Raw genomic sequence first — 18,064 nt, forward strand, 5'->3', positions numbered from 1 at the left:
GGGCGGGTACGACGGGGCCAGGGGCGGGTACGACGGGGCCAGGGGCGGGTACGACGGGGATCGGGCGCCGCGGGTCGCGGCGGGAGCGATCTTCCAGGCCGGGTCAGGGAGCGGTGGCGGGGATCTGGGTGGCCCGGGCGTTGCGACGGACGTCGGACCAGGTGCGGGTGTCGGCGCAGATGCCGCAACCGGGGCCGAAGAACTGGGTACGGGCCGCCTGGTCGTCCATGAGGTGCAGGCGGAACCAGGCGGTCGTCGGCGCGGCGAACGGCCCGGCCCCGCCCACCACGGTGAAGTGGTCGGCCCCGCGCAGCTCGCCGTAGATGGCCGGGATGTGGTCGGCGGCGTTGTAGAAGGCCCTCACCAGGGCGGGAAGGACGATGCTGTCGCGCTGGCCGGCCAGCAGGAGCGCCGGGCCGTGTACGGCGTTGATGTTGGCCAGCGGTCCGGGCTGGATGGGCAGGATGGTGTCCACGCGCGGGTCCGCGCCGACGACGATGGCGGCCGCGCCGCCCTGGGAGTGGCCGGACGCGCCGATGCGCTCCAGGTCGACGCGGTTGTGGAAGACGCTGCTCGGGTCGGCGTTCCTGCGGGTGAGCAGGTCGATGCCGGCGCGCATGGAGATGCCGAGGTTGGACTGCGGGGTGTTGGCGGCGGCGACGACGAAGCCGTGGCTGGCCCAGTGCAGCAGCAGATCCCGGTAGACGACCGGGAAGGCGAAGGTGCCGTTGCCCCACACGATCACCGGATGGCGGCGGTCGCTCTGTGCGATGTCACGCGGGTAGTACAGGGTGTTCACCGCCCCGATCTCCACGGCGGTGGCGTAGGGGCCGAGGGCGCCGAAGCCGGCGGCCGACGCGGCGCCGGCGGCGGGGGCGGCGGACGCCGAGGCGGCGCCCACGCCGGCCGGGGCGGACAGGACGAGGACGAGGACGATCGAGGTCAGCGGGACGAGCAGCTTTCTCCACAGCACGGCGAACTCCTGACGCCACGGTGAACCGGAGGTTTCGTCCGGCTCACACCTTGTTTGATCGCACATCCTGAAGGAGGAATCGACGGCCGTCTCTGCGCAATCGCGGCAATCACCGACGCGGGAGTTTGTGTGATGTTCCGACCGCCGCGGGAACGGGCGGGAGACGCCTCCCGCTCACGTCCGGCGGGCCGGGACCCGGCCGGGCGGAGGCCTCCGGCGGCGCGGGCCGGCTCGGGGGCGTGGCCGGACGTGGACGGATCAGACGGCTCGGCTACGAGGAGTCGCGAGTCCGTTCCGTGGCGTCGCCATCCGGTGGTGCCTTGTGCAGGCGCAGGACGAAGCGTGCGCCTCCGAAGGGTGAGGTTCCGACCTGGAGCGTCCCGTCGTGGGCGTGGGCGATGCTACGGGCGATGGCGAGGCCCAGGCCCGTGCCTCCGCGGTCGCGGCTGCGGGCCGCGTCCAGCCGGGCGAACCGTTCGAAGATCCGTCCCCGGTCGGTCTCGGCGATGCCTTCCCCGTCGTCGTCGACGATGACCTCGGCGCCGTCGCCGTTCGCCCGCACCTCGACGGCCACCGTTTCCCTGGCGTGCCGCTCGGCGTTGTCCAGCAGGTTGGTGACGGCGCGGCCGATCTGGCTGTGCACGGCGTCGACGGGCACTTCCGGAGCGAGTACGAGTCGCACCTTCTGCGGGTCCGCCCGCCGCGAGACCTCCGCCCGTACCAGCGTCGCCAGATCGATCCTTTCCCGAAGCTGGGGCGGGCTGCACTCGATCTTGGCCAGCAGGAGCAGGTCAGTGATGATCGACTCCAGCCGGTCGAGGTCGGACAGCGAGTGCGCCAGCAGCTCGTTCAGGTCGGTCTCACCGGGGTGCAGCCGAGCCTCCTCCAGCTGGGCGCGAAGCCCCGCGAGGGGGGTGCGCAGCTCGTGGGAGGCGTCGGCGGTGAACTGCCGCTGACGTTCCATGGCGCCCTCCAAGCGGGCCAGCGTGCGGTTGACGCTGTCGGCCAGCTCGTGGATCTCGTCATCGCCGGGTGATACGGGCACCCGGCGATCGAGGGAGTTCGCGTTGATCTCGTCGAGTTCGGTGCGAACGGCGGTCACCGGCTTGAGGGACACGGTGACGATCCGGTGGCCGATGTAGGTGATGGTGCCGGCGAGCACCGCCATGCCCCCGATGACCGCCGTGGCCAGCCACGGATCGACCAGCGGGGGAACCGTGGGAGAGGCGCTGTAGACGACCAACCTCTCTCCCCCCCGATGGGCCCACTGCGCGACCACGAGGTCGCATTCGCCGATAAGGAAGTCACCGCCGCACACGACGGAGGTGGAGACGTTCGTGCCGTCGGGGGTGAACGTCGCCATGGGCGGTTTGCCGTACAGCCTCGGGGTCGAGGCGATGACCTTGCCCTTCGAGTCGACGACCTGCAGGTTGCGGGACCGGCGCTGCGCCAGGGGGTACTCCAGACGGTTCCGCTCTATTTGCACGGCCACGCGGCCGCCGGCGGCGGTGATCTCCTTGATGAGGGAATCGGTGACGAAATGGTTGATCGAGAACATGAGCATCGTCGCCACCAGCGAGCACAGCAGAAGCGCCACCACACCCGTGAACAGAGTGATGCGGGTTGTGATCGAGCTTCGCCGTCCTGTGCTCATCCTCCGGTTCCCCCTGGCCAGTGGACCATATGGGCCACCCAGCCCTGTGAGGGGGGTGCGTATCGGCCTCCGATGGCGCCCGAGCGGCACCCGGAGGGCCGTCTCCCGCGCCCTCCCGGGCCGTAAACGCCCACCGGGCGGCGGAGCGGAGAGCCCGTCTCACCTTCGTCGGGGGCGGAGGCGGACGTGCGGCCGATCACGTGGGGAGCAGGTCGCGGTCGGCTACGAGGGAGGAAGCAGGCTGCTGAAGGGCGCCGGGGACTCGAAGGGGTCGTCGGAGGCGGTCGGGCCGCGGCGGTCGACCTCGCGGGCGAGTTCGGCGGCCGCTCGATCGACCCGCCTCGCCAGGGGCTCCTCGGTGCCCTCGGCGGCGCCCCAGTCCTCGGGACCGGCGAAGACCCCGGTCGGGACGACCACGGCCCGCAGGTAGGAGAAGAGCGGCCGCAGCCCGTGTTCGAGCACCAGCGAGTGCCTCGCCGTGCCGCCGGTCGCGGCGATCAGCACGGGTTTGCCGATCAGCGCGGTGTCGTCGAGCACGTCGACGAACATCTTGAACAGCCCGTTGTACGACGTGGTGAAGGTCGGCGTCACCGCGATCAGCCCGTCGGCTCGGGCGACCTTCCGGAGCACCCGCTCCAGCTCTTCCGACGGATATCCGACGATCAGGTTGTTGACCAGGTCGTGGCCGTGGTCACGTACCTCGATCGTCTCGAGATCCACCTCCGCGCCGAGCCGTTCCAGCTCGCGTCGCGTCGCGGAGGCCAGCCGGTCGGCGAGCAGCCGCGTGGACGAGGGTTGCCGCAGGCCGGCGGCCACCACCGCGATGGTGCGCTTCAACCTCCGGCCTCCTTCGCCGCCTTCAGGGAGGCGTGCGTGGGGGCGTCCGGCACGTGCGCGGGCCGGTCGGCGGCGAACTCCTTCCTGAGCACCTGGGCGATCTCCCCGAGCTGTTCGATCTGCTCCAGCACGACCGCGCGCGGCACCCCCAGCGCGTCGACGTTGAAGAGCTGCCGCTGGTAGTCGCCGCCGGCGAACTCCCGGAACTCCATCGTCCGCTCGATCACCTGCTGCGGGCTGCCGACCAGCAGGGCGGTGTCCCGCGCCGTCTCCTCCAGCGACGGCCCGCCGCCGTAGACCGGCGAGGCGTCGTAGTACGGGCGGAACTCGCGGATCGCGTCCTGGGAGTTCTTGCGGACGTACAGCTGGGCGGCGAGACCGACGATCGCCTGGTCCGCAGGGCCGTGGCCGTAGTGCTCGAACCGCCGGCGGTACAGCCCGACCATCTGCCGGACGTGCCGCTTCGGCCAGAGCACGTTGTTGTGGAAGAACCCGTCACCGTAGTACGCGGCCTGTTCGGCGATCTCGGGGCTGCGGATCGAGCCGTGCCAGACGAACGGCGCCACGCCGTCCAGCGGCCGCGGCGTCGAGGTGAATCCCTGCAGCGGCGTACGGAACCGGCCCTCCCAGTCGACGACCTCCTCCCGCCAGAGCCTGCGCAGCAGCGCGTAGTTCTCGACGGCGAGGGCGATCCCGTCCCGGATGTCCTTGCCGAACCAGGGGTAGACCGGCCCGGTGTTGCCCCGGCCCATCATCAGGTCGACCCGGCCGTCGGCCAGGTGCTGCAGCATCGCGTAGTCCTCGGCGATCTTCACCGGGTCGTTGGTGGTGATCAGCGTGGTCGAGGTCGACAGGATGATCCGGTTCGTCCGGGCGGCGACGTGGCCCAGGATCGTGGTCGGCGACGAGGGCATGAACGGCGGGTTGTGGTGCTCGCCGATCGCGAAGACGTCGAGGCCGACCTGCTCGGCCAGCTCGGCGTACTCCAGTACCGCCTTGATCCGCTCGCGCTCCGTGACGGGGCGGCCGGTGACCGGGTCACCGACCACGTCCCCCACCCCGAAGATCCCGATTTGCATCTTCATCCCCGTTGTTTCGGCATTCGTTATTGATCGATCCCCGGTGCGGCACCGCTCCCCAGGCGGTGCCGGCCGGCCGGGAACACCGCGGCTCCCGTCGAGGTGCCTCGGATCACGCCGCCCTGACCGTCGCGAGGGCGTTGCTCCAGGAGACGACCTGGTCGAGCATCGCGTTGACCCCCGCGACGTGGTACTCGGCGGGGGCGAACTCGGTGTAGTTCTTGAAGTCCGTCGCCAGCGACAGCGCGACCTGGGCGCGCACGGTGGCGACCTTCAGCTCGGCCATCACCAGGCGCAGGTGCTCGACGGCGCGGGCGCCGCCGACGGCGCCGTAGCTGACGAAGCCGGCCGCCTTGTCGTTCCACTCCGCGAACAGGAAGTCGATGGCGTTCTTCAGCGCGCCGGAGGTGGAGTGGTTGTACTCGGGCGTGACGAAGACGAAACCGTCGAACGACGCGATCTTCTCCGCCCAGGCCAGCGTGTGCGGCCTGCTGTAGCGACCGATCGACGGCGGGAGCTCCTCGTCCAGGTGCGGCAGCTTGAAGTCGGCGATGTCGACCAGCTCGAACTCGGCGTCACCGCGCCGTCCGGCGATGTCGAGCACCCACCTGGCCACGGACTCGCCGACACGGCCGGGACGGGTGCTTCCGATGATGATCGCGATCTTGGGCATGAGGTCCTCTCAGAGGTTGCGCGCGGACATCCCGCGCCGGCGACGGAGATTCCGCGCCGGCTCTGAGCCTGGTACCTCGGCGTGCATTTTTTGTTCACGTTTTGTGCAGGGGCGGCCGCCCCCTCCCGGCGGGCGGGATCCGCCTACCCGGCTTGACGGCGGCCGGGCTCTCCCAGGCCCGCCTGACCGATCATGTCGGCCAGCCACCGTGCCGGTGCCTCGCCGATCCCGGCGGCCTGCGCGGCGGTCTCCCGCAGGTTCTCCCACTCGTCCCGCATCCAGGCCCGGGCCGTCCCGGCACCGTCGAACTCCAGCCCGGTCTCTCCCCCGGCCTCTTCGGGGGCGAGGCCGGGGGAGAGGCCTGGGTCGGCGGCCAGCAGGGCGTTGCGCAGCGTGGCCGCGTAGAACCGCGTCAGTCTGGCCAGCGCGGCGTGGCAGGCGGCCTCGCCCTCCTCGTGCAACGCCCGGGAGCGGGCGTACTTGCGAATCGGGTTGTGGAAGCGGTAGCGCTCGCCGGCGGTCTCCACGAGGTGAATATCGGCGAGCGACTCCAGCAAGCTCTCGGTCTTGTGCGGCGCCAGATCGAGCACGGCCGTCGCCGCGCTCAGCGAGAAGTCGGCCGCCTGTGACACGGCCAGGAGCCGGAGCGCCCGGATCTGGTTCCGGGGCAGGGCGCGCACCGCGGACTCGTACCTGCCCTCGATCACCCCGCACTCCTCGAACCCCCACTCCGGGTGGTGACCGCGGACACCCAGCCTTCTCACCGCGGTCGCCAGGCTCCAGTCCGGCCGCGACGCCAGGCGGGCCCCGACCGTGTGGACCACCTGCGGCAGTCCCGCGGTGAACTCGTACAGGCGACGGGCCTCGCCGGGTTCCGCCCGGATCCGTGCCGCGCCCAGCATCCGCTCCAGCAACGCGCGTGCCTCCGGCTCCGAGAACGGGTCGAGCTTGGTCCAGCGCGCGTGGGACAGCCCGAACAGCCGCCGCTGGGCGGTGATGACGACCGCCGCCCCGCCGGCGCCGGGCAGGAGCGGCCGCACCTGGTCCGCGTCGCGCGCGTCGTCCAGCACCACCAGCGACCGGCGGCCGATGGTCAGCGACCGCCAGAGCGCGGCACGCTCACCGGAGGACTCCGGTGGTGCCTCGACCCCGGCCGCGCGCAGCAGGACCGCGAGAGGGTCCCCCGACGCGCCCAGGTCGACGAAGAACTGGCCGTCCGGGAACTCGCCGGCCAGCCTGTGCCCGAGGTGGACCGCCAAAGTGGTCTTGCCGATGCCGGGAAGCCCGGCGATACCGATCACCGGCACCTGCGTGTCGGAGGCCTCCAGCATCCCGGCCAGCCGGCGCACCTCGCCGGACCTTCCGGTGAACTCCGGCAGGTCGGGCGGCAGTGATCTGGGGGTCTCGATCGCCCCGGCCCCGGCGTGCCGCGACCCGGCCACCGCCGGCCCTGCCCGCCCCGGGGTGTCCAGCGAGGGGTCCGAGGCCAGGATCCGCCGCTGCATCTCCCGCAGCCCCGGCCCCGGATCGAGGCCCAGCTCGTCGGCCAGCAACCGCTGCGTCTCCTGGAACAGCGCGAGCGCGTCCACCTTCCGCCCCGACCGGTACAACGCCAGCATGAGCAGTTCGCGGGGCCGTTCCCGCAGGGGCTGTTCGATCACCATCGACGCCAGCGAGGGACAGGCCTCCGCGTGCCGACCCAGCCGGAGGTCGGCGGCGGCCAGGTCCTCGATCGCCGCGAACCGGAGTTCGATCAGCCGGGTGCGCTCGTTCTCGAGGTACCCGCCCGGTACGCCGGCCAGCGGGGTGCCCTTCCAGAGCCCGAGGGCGGCGCGCAGCTCGGTCGCCTCGGTCTCGTGGTCACCGATCCGCCGGGCGTCGTGAGCGGCCCTGACCCTTTGCTGGAAGCCGGCGAGATCGAGGGCTCCGGCCGTCACCGGCAACGCGTAGCCACCGGCCACGGACTCGATCACCACGGCCGTCGAACCGTCCTCCAGGACTCTGCGAAGCCGCGAGACATAGGACCGGATCATCCCCGCCGAGGCTGACGGCGGCTCCTCGCCCCAGATCGCCGAGATCAGCTGGTCCTGCGACGTCACCGCGCCCTCGCGCAGCAGCAGGACGCCGAGGAGCGCACGCTGCTGAGGGGCGCCGAGGTCGATCTCGACCTCCCCGCGCCACGCCCTGACCGGTCCGAGCAGCTCCCAGCGCAGCCCTTCGGTCACCGCGTGCTCATCTTGCAGGCCACCTGAGTGATGAACTCGGTACGTGGACACGCCGCCTCCCGTGAGTTCGCATGCGAATAGTGATGACACCGCCGCACCCCGGCGGCACACAGCCCCATAGAACGCCCTGGCCAGCGCTTATCATCCGCCCGCCCCCCGGTGGACGCGAACCGCCGGAGCGGGCGGGGCGCGGCCGCTCCCGCGGGACCCCGGCGGGGAGCCCGTCGGGAGGCCCGGCGGGATCGGCGAACACCACGAGATGGACAAGGCGGGAGATCACCTCGCGGCGCACGCCGGCCCACGCTCCTCCTCGCAGTGGCCGCCGGACTGACCGCCGTTTCGGGCGGCACTCGCCGCGCGGGATCGGCGCGGCGGTACGGCCGCCTTACTTCCCCCGCCACTGCGGGTTCGAGCTTGAGTAAACACCGTGGGCGCTGTTAGCTTCACCCGGTGGACGACATGGCGGCACGAACGGAGACGATCGAGGACTTCGCGGCGGCTCTGCGAGAACTTCGTAAATCGGTCGGCAACCCACCTTTTCGGGAAATGTCTGGCCGATCGGGGGCGATCTCGCACACGACGTTGCACGAAGCCACGAAGGGGAACCGGCTTCCGAGCTGGGAGACCACCGTCGAGTTCGCCAAGGCGTGCGGCGCGGACCCGGCCGCGTATCGCGAACGCTGGGAGAGGGCGAACCTGGCGGTCAGGTCGGCGAGCGCCGGAGATCCCTCACTCCGCGCGGGCACCTCGGTGGCCCGTCCGCCCGGTGGACTCGCGGCCTCCGCCCCGGGCCCCGTGGAAAGCCGCGCCGTGCATGTCGCCATCGGGTCGCAGGCGCCACGGCCGGTCGGTGAGACCTCGGCACCCGCGCCACCGCCACCGCCCGGCGAGATCAGGGGCGACCTCCGGCCGCCCCTCCCCGCGCCGGGGGACCGAGGGCGATTCCGGCTGACCCACCTGGCCGCGGCCGCGCTCGCGGCGGCGGCCGTCGGTATGGGGACAGCGGTCCTGATCACGACCACCGTCAATCGCGGCTCCGGGACCGACGGGCACAGCCCGAACCCGTCCGGCAGCCCGTCCAGCAGCCCGTCGAAGGACTCGCCGTCGGCGGCCGACTGCCCGGTGAGCCCGACCAACCCTCCGTGGGGCCCGCCCGCGCACAAGGGTGATTCGGCGGTGTTCGTCGGGGACATCACGCTCCCCGACTGCACGCGCGTCGACCCCGGCCAGACCACGACCAAGGTGTGGCGGCTCAAGAACGCCGGGACCGTGCCGTGGAAGGGATATTCACTGCATCGCCTCGACCCCCAGCGACCCGACGAATGCCGGACCGTCTCCGACGTACCGATCAAGGACACGCGCCCCGGGAGGATGGTCGACATCCGGACCGACATCACCGCGCCGAAGAACCCGGGCTTCTGCTATGTGCGGTTCAAGATGATGGACGGTTCGGGACGGGTCGCGTTCCCCGGAGGCCGGCCGCTCAACTTCCAGGTCATCGTCGACTGAGGCCCGTTTCCGTGTCGTCAGGCCGCGCGGCCGGTGGCCTTCGACTGCGTGTAGGCGGCGAAGCGGCGGGCGGCTGGAGATGACGCCTGCCCCGCGGGCAGGACGAGCGCGATCTCGCGTACCAGGGGTTCTGCCGCCAGGGGCAGGAGCGCCACGGGACCGCCGCCCGGCGAGTCCGTTCCCGCGACACGTGCGCAACTGGGCGGGACCAGTGCCACGCCGAGGCCGGCGCCCACGAGGTTCATCAGGAGAGTCCAGTCGGCCACCTCGCAGGTGATCCGCCGGCTCAGCCCGGCGGCGGCGAACGCCGAATCGATGCGTATCCGGGTGGTCCAGGAGGGATCGGTCTCGATGAACGGTTCCCGGCTCAGGCGCTCCAGCGTGACGTCCCTCTCCGAGGTGAGCGGATGGTCCGCGGGGCAGGCCACCATGAGCGTTTCGGTGGCCAGAGGGAGGACCCGCAGGCCCGGCACCTTTGCGGGCAGTGGGTCGAGCAGGGAGCAGTCCAGCTCTCCCTCAGCCACCATGCGGGCCATGGTCAATCCTCCGGCCTGCTTGACCGTGATCTCCAGGCCCGGATGGGCACGGGAGAAATCGGCGAGCCAGACGGGAAGCGGCAGCAGCCGCATGTCGACCGGGTAGGTGCCGATCCGGAGCGATCCGGTCAGCAGCCCGCGCACGTCGTGTACCGCCTGCCGTGCCGCGGACGCCGCTTCGAGGGTGTGCCTGGCCGCGGGCAGCAGGGCCAGCCCCTCCGCCGTCAGGCGTACGGGGCGGATGCCGCGCACGAACAGTTGCGCGCCGACCTCACGCTCCAGCGCGCGCACGGAGGACGAGAGGCCGGACTGGACGATCAGCTCCCGGGCGGCGGCCCTGGTGAAGTTCAGTTCCTCGGCGAGGGCGACGAAATGCCGCAGATGACGCAGCTCCATGAGTACTATCATCTCCGATGGAGATGGTCAGCATCTGATTCAGCTGTGTCAGAGTGGAAATGGCCGGAACGGCTTCCGCGGTTGAGCCAAGGGTGCGGCCGTTCACGAAGGCGGCCGCTTGGTTCAGTCCACCCGAGCGGAGATCCATGTCCATGACGCCCCTCACGGCCGTCCAAGAACGCCCACGAGGTGTGGAACGTGCCACGCGGGCCGCGCACGCCCGGGGCTTCTGGTTCGTCGCGGCCGCGTTCACCGTGCTGATGGCCTTCGGCACCCTTCCGACCCCGCTGTGGCCGCTGTTCGCCGAGCGTGACGATTTCGGCTCCACCGTCGTCACCATCGCCTTCGCGGCGATGGTCGTGGGCGCGGCAGCGGGTTTCCTCCTCTTCGGGCATCTGTCGGACCGTCTGGGTCGCCGCCGCGTCGTCGTTCCGGCGTTGCTGACCCTGGTGGCGGCATCACTGGTCCTGGTGCTGTGGCCCTCGGTCGCGGGCCTGCTCACCGGCCGGGTCCTGACCGGACTGGCCGTGGGGCTCATGGCCTCGACCGCGACGGCCTACCTCAGTGATCTCTACCAGCAGGCGCACCCGGAACAGCCCGGGTCGGCGACGCCCGGGCTCGTCGCGGCCGTGGCCAACCTGGGGGGACTGGCGCTCGGGCCGCTGGCCGCCGGCGTGCTCGCCCAATGGGCGCCGTCGCCGCTGGTCACCCCCTTCGCACTGTTCGCCGCGGCGGCGCTGGTGCTCGTGATCCTGGTGCTGCGCAGTCCCGAGACCATCGACCGCGGCGCCGCCTCCGAGGTCCCTGCCCGTTTCGCCCTGCGACCCGGTGGCGGCAGGCGATTCGCAGCGGCCGCGAGCACCGGCTTCTTCTCGTTCGCCGTGATGGGCTTCTTCTCCTCGCTGGGGGCCGTCGTCGTCCACGAGGTCCTGGGCATCTCCTCGCCCCTGGTCGCCGGGCTGGCGCCGTTCTCGGTCTTCGCCGCCTCCGCCGTCGCGCAGATCGCCCTCAGACACCTGTCGCCCGGGCGGATGCTGGTGAGCGGGGTGGTGCTCTTCCCGGCCGGACTCACGCTGACGGCGGTGGCACTCTTCCACCCCACTCTGTGGCTCTACCTCACCGCGGCCGCGATCGCGGGAGCGGGCGCGGGACTGCTGTTCAAGGCATCGGTCGGCCAGAGCGCCGATGCCGCCCGGCCCACGTCCCGCGCGGGCGTGCTGGCCGTGTTCTTCGTCATCGCCTACCTGGGCATGGGCCTACCCTCGATCGCCTTCAGCGTCGTCTCGAAGCACCTCGGACTGCATCCCACGATGATCGGCTTCGCCGTCGCACTCTCCGTGGGTGCCCTCGCCGCGGTCGCCGCCTCCACGAAGTCGCCGCATTCGCAGTAATCGCCTTCAGCTGTTCCAGATGGAGCACCTGTCTGAGAATGAACACCCGCACTATTCGCCTGTCCCGTTTGGAGCACCTCGCGTTCCGCCTTGGTTGAACCGGCACCCGCGTGACGCCGTGAACATGACGGTACCTCCAGCGGAGGCCTGGCCCCTGCCCTCGTGGAGCGCCAGAACCTCCAACAAAACGGTGTTTACCGGCCAACCGCGCGCCTGGGCCAGCCGTCTCATCACTGCCCGCTTCTTCCAGCTTGAGGATTCAATGGTGCGTTCCATTCCCTTGGCCCTGTCCGCTGCCGCTTTGGCCGTGGCGCTCGTCCCCGTCGCGCCGGCGCAGGCCGCCGCGCTGCCGACGATCCAGATCGTGAAGATCTACTACAACTCTCCGGGGTCGCCGGACTTCGGGGCGAACAGCAGCCTGAACGGTGAATGGGCGCAGATCAAGAACACCACCAGGAAAGCCATCAACCTCAGCGGATGGACGCTTCGCGACAAAACCAACCGAACGGATCACATCTACCGGTTCGGCGCGTTCACCCTCGGCGCCGGAAAGACCGTCACCGTGCGGACGGGCAAGGGTAAGGACGACGCCAGGAACCGTTACTGGGGGCGCGCCGGAGGGACGTTCGCGTACATCTGGAACCAGACCTCGGACACGGGATACGTCCACAACCCGTCCGGTAAGCTCGTCGATTCCTGCTCGTACAACAGTTCCCGGGTCGAATGGGTCAACTGCCTGTAGCCGTACAGCGTGACGACGCCCTCGCTCTTCGGAGCGGGGGCTTCGTCCTGTCCGCCTGTGGACGATCAGCCTGGCCCGCGAGCATGACCGTCCTGGCCGACCCCGACCCTGACCCCGACGCCGACCCCGACGCGGCCCAGGCCCGGCTGACGCCGGCGGCACCGGCCACCCCGAGCAACGGGCAGATCACCGAAGGCACCCCTCCCGCGACCGGCGGAGCTCAAGACCGCGTCACGGTGAACTACCAGCACGGCTCGCCAGCAGGCGTAGTGCCTCCTCCGACGTCGAACCGGGCTCGGCGTGGTAGGTCTCCAGCGCCTGGTCCTGATCGCTGGGGAGCGTGAAGGTCTCTTGACGCGCTCCCCGGCCTGAAGGCCGGGGAGCGCGTCAAACCGTCGCCGTGGGAGCCCGCGTAGCCGTCATCGGCTGGTCGAACCGGGGTGAGGCGACGGCAAGGGAGATGGGCGCCGAGCGGTTCATCGCCACCCAGGACTCCGGCCCGGCCGAGGCACTCAAAGCCTGGGACGGCGGCGCGGACCTGATCTTCAACACCGCCCCGCCCACCTCGGCGGCTGCGGCGACCTTCATCGGCCTGGCGCCCGACGGCACCGCGCGTTCGTCCGTGAGCGGCTGGGGTGACCTGCGAGGCGGCCCGGGCCCGGCAAGTCGCCGAGGACGCGATCCGGAAGGCCGTACATCAAAGGAGAGTCCGAATCCGGCAGAAACGCTTATGGACCCCGTCTGGGATTTCTCGTACACCGGCCGGTCAGGCGGGCACGGCCTGGGTGTTCTCGCGGACGCAGGAGTCGATGATGGCGGGCAGGAGGCCGGGGAAGCGTTCGTCGAGGTCCTCACGCAGGCCGTTCATCTTGGTGGTGCCCTGGTAGTGCTGGCGGATGATGCCGGCTTCCCGCAGGACGTTGAAGTGGTGGGTGGCGGTGGAGCGGGAGACGGGCAGGTCGATGGCTCCGCAGATGAGATCGTGACCCGCCCCGGCGAGCTGGGCGATGACCGAGCGGCGGATGGGGTCGGCGACGGCGTCCAGGACCTGCTGGAGCGTGACATCCGTGACGGGAGGGTTGTCCACGGTGCGGGAAGCGGTCTTCGGGCGGGCCACGTGATCTCCTCCCCTCGGGTCGGCCGGCACGCCATGCTACGACGTCGAAGCGGTGTGGCGTGCCGGGCCGGTGGACCCAGTGCCGGACGGTGGACTCAGTGCCGGACGGTGGACTCAGTGCCGGACGGTGACCACGATCTTGCCGATCTGGGTGTTGGTCTCCATGTGCTGGTGGGCTTCGGCGATGTCCTCCAGGTCGAAGACGCGGTCGATGAGCGGGTTCAGGCTGCCGGAGGTCAGTCCGGCGTTGACGAACGCGACGCCGCGGGCCAGGCGCTGGGGGTCGGTGGTGACCTCGAACAGGGTGTAGGTGCGGGTGGTCAGGGCGGGGTAGCTCTGGGCGTTCGGGAGCGGGGTGGGGCGGGGGTCGAGCTTGCCGTAGACGACCAGGCGGCCTCCGGGGGCGATGCCCCAGGCGATCTCCTCGACGCCCGGACCGGCGATCGGGTCGAATGCGAGCCTCACCCCTGAGCCGCCGGTGAACTCCTTGACCGCGGTGACCAGGTCCTCGTCGTCGGTGACGATGACGTGCGCGGCCCCGGCGTCCAGAAGTTGCCGCTTCTTGGCGGCGGTGCGGGTGGTGGCGATGGGGATCGCGCCGATGTGGCGGGCGGTCTGGATCGCGGCGATCCCGACGCTGGAGGACGCGGCGGTGATCAGAACGTGGTCGCCGGGGCGGGTGAAGCCGTCCTCGACGAGCGCGCCGTACACGGTGAGGTAGGCCATCCACACCGCGGCCGCCCGCTCGGCCGGGACGGAGGCAGGGCGGTGGACGGTCGCGGCGGCCGGGACGATCACGTGATCGCCGTAGGTGCCGTAACGGGACTGCTGGAAGGCGGGGACGACGCCGACGGTGTCGCCGACGGTGAAGCCGGTGACGCCGGGTCCGACGGCTTCCACGACGCCTGCGGCCTCATACCCGAGGCCGGAGCCGGGGAAGTTCGGCTTGTCGAAGTAGGCGCCGGTACGGAACATGATCTCGGCTCGGTTCAGGCCGATCGCGTCGACGCGGATCCGCAGCTCGCCGGAGCTCGGATCGGCGATCTCGACCTCGCGTACGCGAAGGACCTCAGGTCCGCCGAAACCGTCGAACAGCACTGCTTTGGGCATGGCTTATGAACTCCCTGTCCTGGGGGGTGGATGTCGGTATCGCGCTCGCCGAGGACCCCTCCTCCGGGCGCCGACCTCAGCAAACCACTAAATATCGATGACAGTCAAACTACGACGACGATCGAAATAAGCCGGATGGAGCCGTTGCGGTCGGCGCCGGCCGGGACCACCGCGGGCGGGATACCGGTGGCCTCCGTGATCAGATGGTGTTCGCTGCCGGCCCGTCCGCGATCGACCGGGGACAGGCCGGCCCGCACCCTCCCGGCGCGCGATCGCCTTCGGTTCTGTCGTGGTGACCACGGCACTGGTGGTCACCGGAATGCACGCCGTCGGGGAACAGCGTGCCGACAAGGAGGTGAAGGCAGAGACCTTCGCCGCCCGCCTCGACCCGGTGCGCGACCTGCTTTACGTCGCGCACATCCCGGGTTACCGGGCCACTCGCGACACCTCGGGGGTGAGCGCGTTCTTCGAACCGGTGGACCAAAGAGTGGTCAAGGTCTGGCAGGACCACACCATCGTGCTCACCGCCGCGTACGGCGAGCCCGCCACGGCGAAATACGCGAAGACGTTCCTCCGTCCGCCTTTCGGATTCGACGAGCATCCTCGGTGTGTCTTGGAACGCCCTGGGCTCCGGTACCTCACCGGTCGGATCCCGGAGCCGAGATGGGGATGCCCGTGCGGGCTCCAGGGGTACGTCCGGCAGGACGGCGGCGTCCTGGTCGGCGTCCAGTCCTCCGATGCCGTACCCCGGGAGGTCCTCCGGGACGCCGTGCTCAGCGCCCGGCATCCCACCGACGACGAGGCCCGCGAGCTGATTTCTCCGTCCTGAGGCCCGGCACGGTCGGCAGGCACTGGGGCGCCCGTCCCCTCGGTTCCACCCGGCTCTTCCCGCGAACGGTGGAGGACGGCCCCCGCTGCGGCGCGTCGCGGCGTGAGCGGGCTCGGACGGCGTCAGTGGCGAGAGACCGGACGCAGGAGCGCCGCAAGAAGGCCCCCGGATCTGCCTCTTTAATCGAACGTACTAGTCTGTTCGATTAAGGAGGCAGATCATGGCGACGAAGACGAGAAAGACGAACACGGTAGAGAAGATCCTCGCCACGGCGGCCGAGCTGTTCTACGCCCACGGGCTGCGAGGAGTCGGCATCGATCAGGTCATCGCCGAATCGGGTGTCGCGAAGTCCACGCTGTACGTGCACTTCCGCACGAAGGACGACCTCGTCGCGGCCTATCTGCGCAGGACCGACGACTCCTGGATGGCGCAGCTGCAAGCCGCCGCGGAGCGCGCCGGTGACGCGGCCGGCGACCAGCTCGTGGGACTCTTCGACGCGCTCCAGGACGCCTTCGACAGACACGGCTTCTTCGGCTGCCCGTTCGTCAGCGCCGGCGTCGAAGCCCCTCTGGACTCGGAAGCACGAGCGATCACCGTCCAGCACGTGCGACGCCGCCAGGACTGGCTGACCGAGCTCGGCTCGAAGGCCGGAGCCGACGACCCGCGGGCGCTCGCCCGCCACATCGGACTCCTCATCGACGGCGCTCTCTCGTCCGGCCGGCTCCTCCAGGACCGCACGGTCGTGGACGACGCGAAGGACATGGCCGTCCGGCTCGTCGCCGCCCACACCGGCCGCCACGCAGGCGCGGACCAATGACCTGCCTTCGGGCCTGAACGGCACCCACGGCCCGATCACACTCCATCGGCTCATCGACGACACACGAAACGAGGCGGCACCATGCGCGCGGTGGTACTTGAGCAGTTCGACACCCCCCTGGTCCTGAGCGAGATCGACAAACCTGTTCCCGGCTCGGGCCAGGTGCTGGTGAAGGTCAAGGCGAGCGGGGTCAACCCGCTGGACACCAAGATCCGGGCCGGGAAGGCCGGCCACGCCAAGAGCCGCCTGCCGGCCGTGCTCGGCATGGACCTGGCCGGTGTGGTGGAGGAGGCCGGCGCGGAGGTCATCGGCCTCGCCCCCGGCGACGAGGTGTACGGGTTGACCGGCGGGGTGGGCGACCTCCAGGGCTCGCTCGCGGAGTACGTCGCCGTGGACGCCAGGCTGCTCGCGCACAAGCCGCGGTCCCTGAGCATGCGGCAGGCCGCGGCGCTGCCGCTCGTCGTCATCACCGCGTGGGAAGGCCTGGTGGACCGGGCGCAGGTGCGCGCGGGCCAGAAGGTACTGATCCACGGCGGTGCCGGCGGCATCGGACACGTGGCCGTCCAGATCGCCCGCGCTCGCGGCGCCGAGGTCTACGCGACCGGATCGCCTCAGAGCCTGAAGAGCATCGAAGACCTCGGCGCCACCGCGATCGACTACACCACCACATCGGTGGACGAGTACGTCGCCCGGCACACCGATGGCGAGGGCTTCGACATCGTCTACGACACCGTCGGCGGAGCGACCCTCGACGCCTCGTTCACCGCGGTACGCACCTACACCGGCCATGTTCTCAGCGCTCTGGGCTGGGGGAGCCACAGCCTCGCACCCCTGTCGTTCCGGGGCGCCACCTACTCCGGCGTCTTCACCCTGCTGCCGATGCTGACCGGCCGAGGACGAGAGCACCACGGGGAGATCCTTCGCGAAGCGGCTTCCCTGGCCGACTCGGGGGCGTTGAAGCCCCTGCTCGACACCCGGCACTTCACCCTCGCCACCGTCCCCGACGCGCACGCCGTGGTGGAGAGCGGCACCGCCAGGGGCAAGGTGGTCATCGACATCGAGGAGTGAGCTCGGCTTCGGTTTCCCTGAGGGTGTGTCATTGGGGCATGGAAGGGCGCCGAGAGCGTCGGGCTCTCTCACAAGAAGATCATCCAGTCGTCCTCGTCCTTCGTACAGGTGGCCCGGACCCTGTACTCCCCCAGGATCGAGATCGATGACGAGCCGATCGCCGGGCTCCGACTCAGCGCCGGGAATCGCGGAGTCGAAGAGCACGACCGGCTCTCGCACTTCCCATGACGTGGTGCGTTCGCGGTACCGCAGGCGAGATGGCCCGCCAATGGTGGTCAGCCTTCGAAGGACTGCCGGCCGAGGACGTCCAGAAACTCGAAATTCTCCGCGGTGGCCGACCCGGGCTGGGGCCGGAAGATCACCAAGCGGTGCCCGGTGGTGGAGCTGAGCACGAAATCGCACTGCACGTCCTCCGCGTCGTCGGGAGTGCCGTACATCGCGGTCATGCCCATCGTGCCGAGTCCCTCGATCGAGGTCACCAAGCCCTGGCTGCCGACCGAATGCGCCTTCATGCTCATGTTTGATCGTCCGCTTCTCTTGTCGGGCCCGCCCCGTTCGGCGGCCATGTGAGAAGCATGCGGCCGGTGTGGAAATCTTTCAGCGTCCTCCCTAGCCCCGTCTTCGCAGGACGACGTTGCCGACCTCGGCGTTCCCGGGCGCCTGGACGACCAGACTCACGGCCTCGACGAGGCCTGTGGCGTATGAGGCCGGCGCCTGCGGCGGTGAGGATGTGTCGCACGTGGGTGATGTACAGAATCTCTCGATCAACAACCACCTGGAGCATGATCATTCCATGACCTCTCCGGGGCCGGCGGTCGCGCGCAGCCGACCCGATCACTCCTTCTCGGAATCCGTGGCCGTGGAATCACTATGAGGGGAAGCAGTTTGAAGCTCCTCGATCAGCGGCCAGAACGGGCTATTCTCGTCAACCTCGATGCGTTGATCCTTGTCGATGATCTTCGCGTTCGACATGTCGTCCTCCCCGGTCGGCGTGGTGACTGATCGCCTCGCCTTCTCCGGATCGTGTCGCGGAGCAATGATCGAAACCTGTGGATCTGCCGGGGAGGGGTGTACCTTCCCGGATCATCCGATGATGGTTTCGAGATAA

At 70.2% G+C, this 18,064-nt stretch carries 18 protein-coding genes; 6 read left to right on the top strand and 12 right to left on the bottom strand.

Features of this window, described 5'->3' with window-relative positions:
* Window positions 1-103: 103 nt before the first annotated feature.
* From ACTOQ2_RS19470 to ACTOQ2_RS19495, 6 genes are all read right to left on the bottom strand, one after another.
* A complete protein-coding gene (locus tag ACTOQ2_RS19470; protein WP_440101076.1) occupies window positions 104-973 on the bottom strand; it encodes an alpha/beta hydrolase family protein in 870 nt (289 codons plus the stop codon).
* A 271-nt stretch (window positions 974-1,244) separates the two neighbouring features.
* Complete coding sequence (locus ACTOQ2_RS19475; protein ID WP_440101077.1) at window positions 1,245-2,573, bottom strand: sensor histidine kinase; 1,329 nt, start codon at window positions 2,571-2,573, stop codon at window positions 1,245-1,247.
* A 276-nt stretch (window positions 2,574-2,849) separates the two neighbouring features.
* Window positions 2,850-3,464 (bottom strand): FMN reductase, encoded by a 615-nt coding sequence (locus tag ACTOQ2_RS19480; protein WP_440101079.1) that lies wholly within the window; start codon window positions 3,462-3,464, stop codon window positions 2,850-2,852.
* Window positions 3,461-4,543 (bottom strand): CE1758 family FMN-dependent luciferase-like monooxygenase, encoded by a 1,083-nt coding sequence (locus tag ACTOQ2_RS19485; protein WP_440101118.1) that lies wholly within the window; start codon window positions 4,541-4,543, stop codon window positions 3,461-3,463. Before ACTOQ2_RS19485 ends, ACTOQ2_RS19480 begins: the two co-directional genes overlap by 4 nt.
* A gap of 112 nt (window positions 4,544-4,655) precedes the next feature.
* Entirely contained in the window at window positions 4,656-5,216 is a 561-nt protein-coding gene (locus ACTOQ2_RS19490) for an NADPH-dependent FMN reductase (protein ID WP_440101081.1), read from the bottom strand.
* A gap of 143 nt (window positions 5,217-5,359) precedes the next feature.
* A complete protein-coding gene (locus tag ACTOQ2_RS19495; protein WP_440101082.1) occupies window positions 5,360-7,441 on the bottom strand; it encodes a BTAD domain-containing putative transcriptional regulator in 2,082 nt (693 codons plus the stop codon).
* A 546-nt stretch (window positions 7,442-7,987) separates the two neighbouring features.
* On the opposite strand from ACTOQ2_RS19495, the gene ACTOQ2_RS19500 reads away from it, so the two are divergent.
* Window positions 7,988-8,950 carry an NBR1-Ig-like domain-containing protein gene (locus tag ACTOQ2_RS19500; protein ID WP_440101084.1) on the top strand — a complete coding sequence of 321 codons (963 nt, stop codon included), beginning with the start codon at window positions 7,988-7,990 and terminating at the stop codon, window positions 8,948-8,950.
* 17 nt (window positions 8,951-8,967) lie between these two features.
* Here ACTOQ2_RS19500 and ACTOQ2_RS19505 read toward each other — a convergent pair whose 3' ends face one another.
* Complete coding sequence (locus tag ACTOQ2_RS19505) at window positions 8,968-9,882, bottom strand: LysR family transcriptional regulator (RefSeq protein ID WP_440101086.1); 915 nt, start codon at window positions 9,880-9,882, stop codon at window positions 8,968-8,970.
* Window positions 9,883-10,073: 191 nt separating this feature from the next.
* On the opposite strand from ACTOQ2_RS19505, the gene ACTOQ2_RS19510 reads away from it, so the two are divergent.
* A complete protein-coding gene (locus tag ACTOQ2_RS19510; protein ID WP_440101088.1) occupies window positions 10,074-11,273 on the top strand; it encodes an MFS transporter in 1,200 nt (399 codons plus the stop codon).
* Window positions 11,274-11,397: 124 nt separating this feature from the next.
* The gene (locus ACTOQ2_RS19515; RefSeq protein ID WP_440101119.1) at window positions 11,398-12,015 is read left to right on the top strand and encodes a lamin tail domain-containing protein; all 618 of its coding nucleotides are present in this window, start codon (window positions 11,398-11,400) and stop codon (window positions 12,013-12,015) included.
* A 387-nt stretch (window positions 12,016-12,402) separates the two neighbouring features.
* Here ACTOQ2_RS19515 and ACTOQ2_RS19520 read toward each other — a convergent pair whose 3' ends face one another.
* The 3 genes from ACTOQ2_RS19520 to ACTOQ2_RS19530 all read right to left on the bottom strand — a co-directional run bounded on the left by ACTOQ2_RS19520 (window position 12,403) and on the right by ACTOQ2_RS19530 (window position 14,242).
* Window positions 12,403-12,603, bottom strand: a complete 201-nt coding sequence (locus ACTOQ2_RS19520; protein WP_440101090.1) for a hypothetical protein — start codon at window positions 12,601-12,603, stop codon at window positions 12,403-12,405.
* Between the two features lie 178 nt (window positions 12,604-12,781).
* Complete coding sequence (locus ACTOQ2_RS19525) at window positions 12,782-13,132, bottom strand: ArsR/SmtB family transcription factor (protein ID WP_440101092.1); 351 nt, start codon at window positions 13,130-13,132, stop codon at window positions 12,782-12,784.
* Between the two features lie 114 nt (window positions 13,133-13,246).
* A complete protein-coding gene (locus tag ACTOQ2_RS19530; RefSeq protein WP_440101094.1) occupies window positions 13,247-14,242 on the bottom strand; it encodes a zinc-dependent alcohol dehydrogenase family protein in 996 nt (331 codons plus the stop codon).
* Between the two features lie 289 nt (window positions 14,243-14,531).
* On the opposite strand from ACTOQ2_RS19530, the gene ACTOQ2_RS19535 reads away from it, so the two are divergent.
* The 3 genes from ACTOQ2_RS19535 to ACTOQ2_RS19545 all read left to right on the top strand — a co-directional run bounded on the left by ACTOQ2_RS19535 (window position 14,532) and on the right by ACTOQ2_RS19545 (window position 16,956).
* Window positions 14,532-15,071, top strand: a complete 540-nt coding sequence (locus ACTOQ2_RS19535; protein WP_440101096.1) for a hypothetical protein — start codon at window positions 14,532-14,534, stop codon at window positions 15,069-15,071.
* 220 nt (window positions 15,072-15,291) lie between these two features.
* Window positions 15,292-15,888: a TetR/AcrR family transcriptional regulator gene (locus ACTOQ2_RS19540; protein WP_440101098.1), complete on the top strand. Its 597-nt coding sequence runs from the start codon at window positions 15,292-15,294 to the stop codon at window positions 15,886-15,888.
* A gap of 81 nt (window positions 15,889-15,969) precedes the next feature.
* Window positions 15,970-16,956: a zinc-dependent alcohol dehydrogenase family protein gene (locus tag ACTOQ2_RS19545; RefSeq protein WP_440101100.1), complete on the top strand. Its 987-nt coding sequence runs from the start codon at window positions 15,970-15,972 to the stop codon at window positions 16,954-16,956.
* Window positions 16,957-17,231: 275 nt separating this feature from the next.
* Here the strand turns inward: ACTOQ2_RS19545 and ACTOQ2_RS19550 are convergent, their stop codons facing one another.
* Entirely contained in the window at window positions 17,232-17,522 is a 291-nt protein-coding gene (locus ACTOQ2_RS19550; RefSeq protein ID WP_440101101.1) for a hypothetical protein, read from the bottom strand.
* A 268-nt stretch (window positions 17,523-17,790) separates the two neighbouring features.
* A complete protein-coding gene (locus tag ACTOQ2_RS19555) occupies window positions 17,791-17,928 on the bottom strand; it encodes a hypothetical protein (RefSeq protein WP_440101103.1) in 138 nt (45 codons plus the stop codon).
* Between the last annotated feature and the right edge of the window lie 136 nt (window positions 17,929-18,064).

Origin of the sequence: Streptosporangium sp. H16, assembly GCF_051918855.1 — a bacterium.
Classification (GTDB): domain Bacteria; phylum Actinomycetota; class Actinomycetes; order Streptosporangiales; family Streptosporangiaceae; genus Streptosporangium.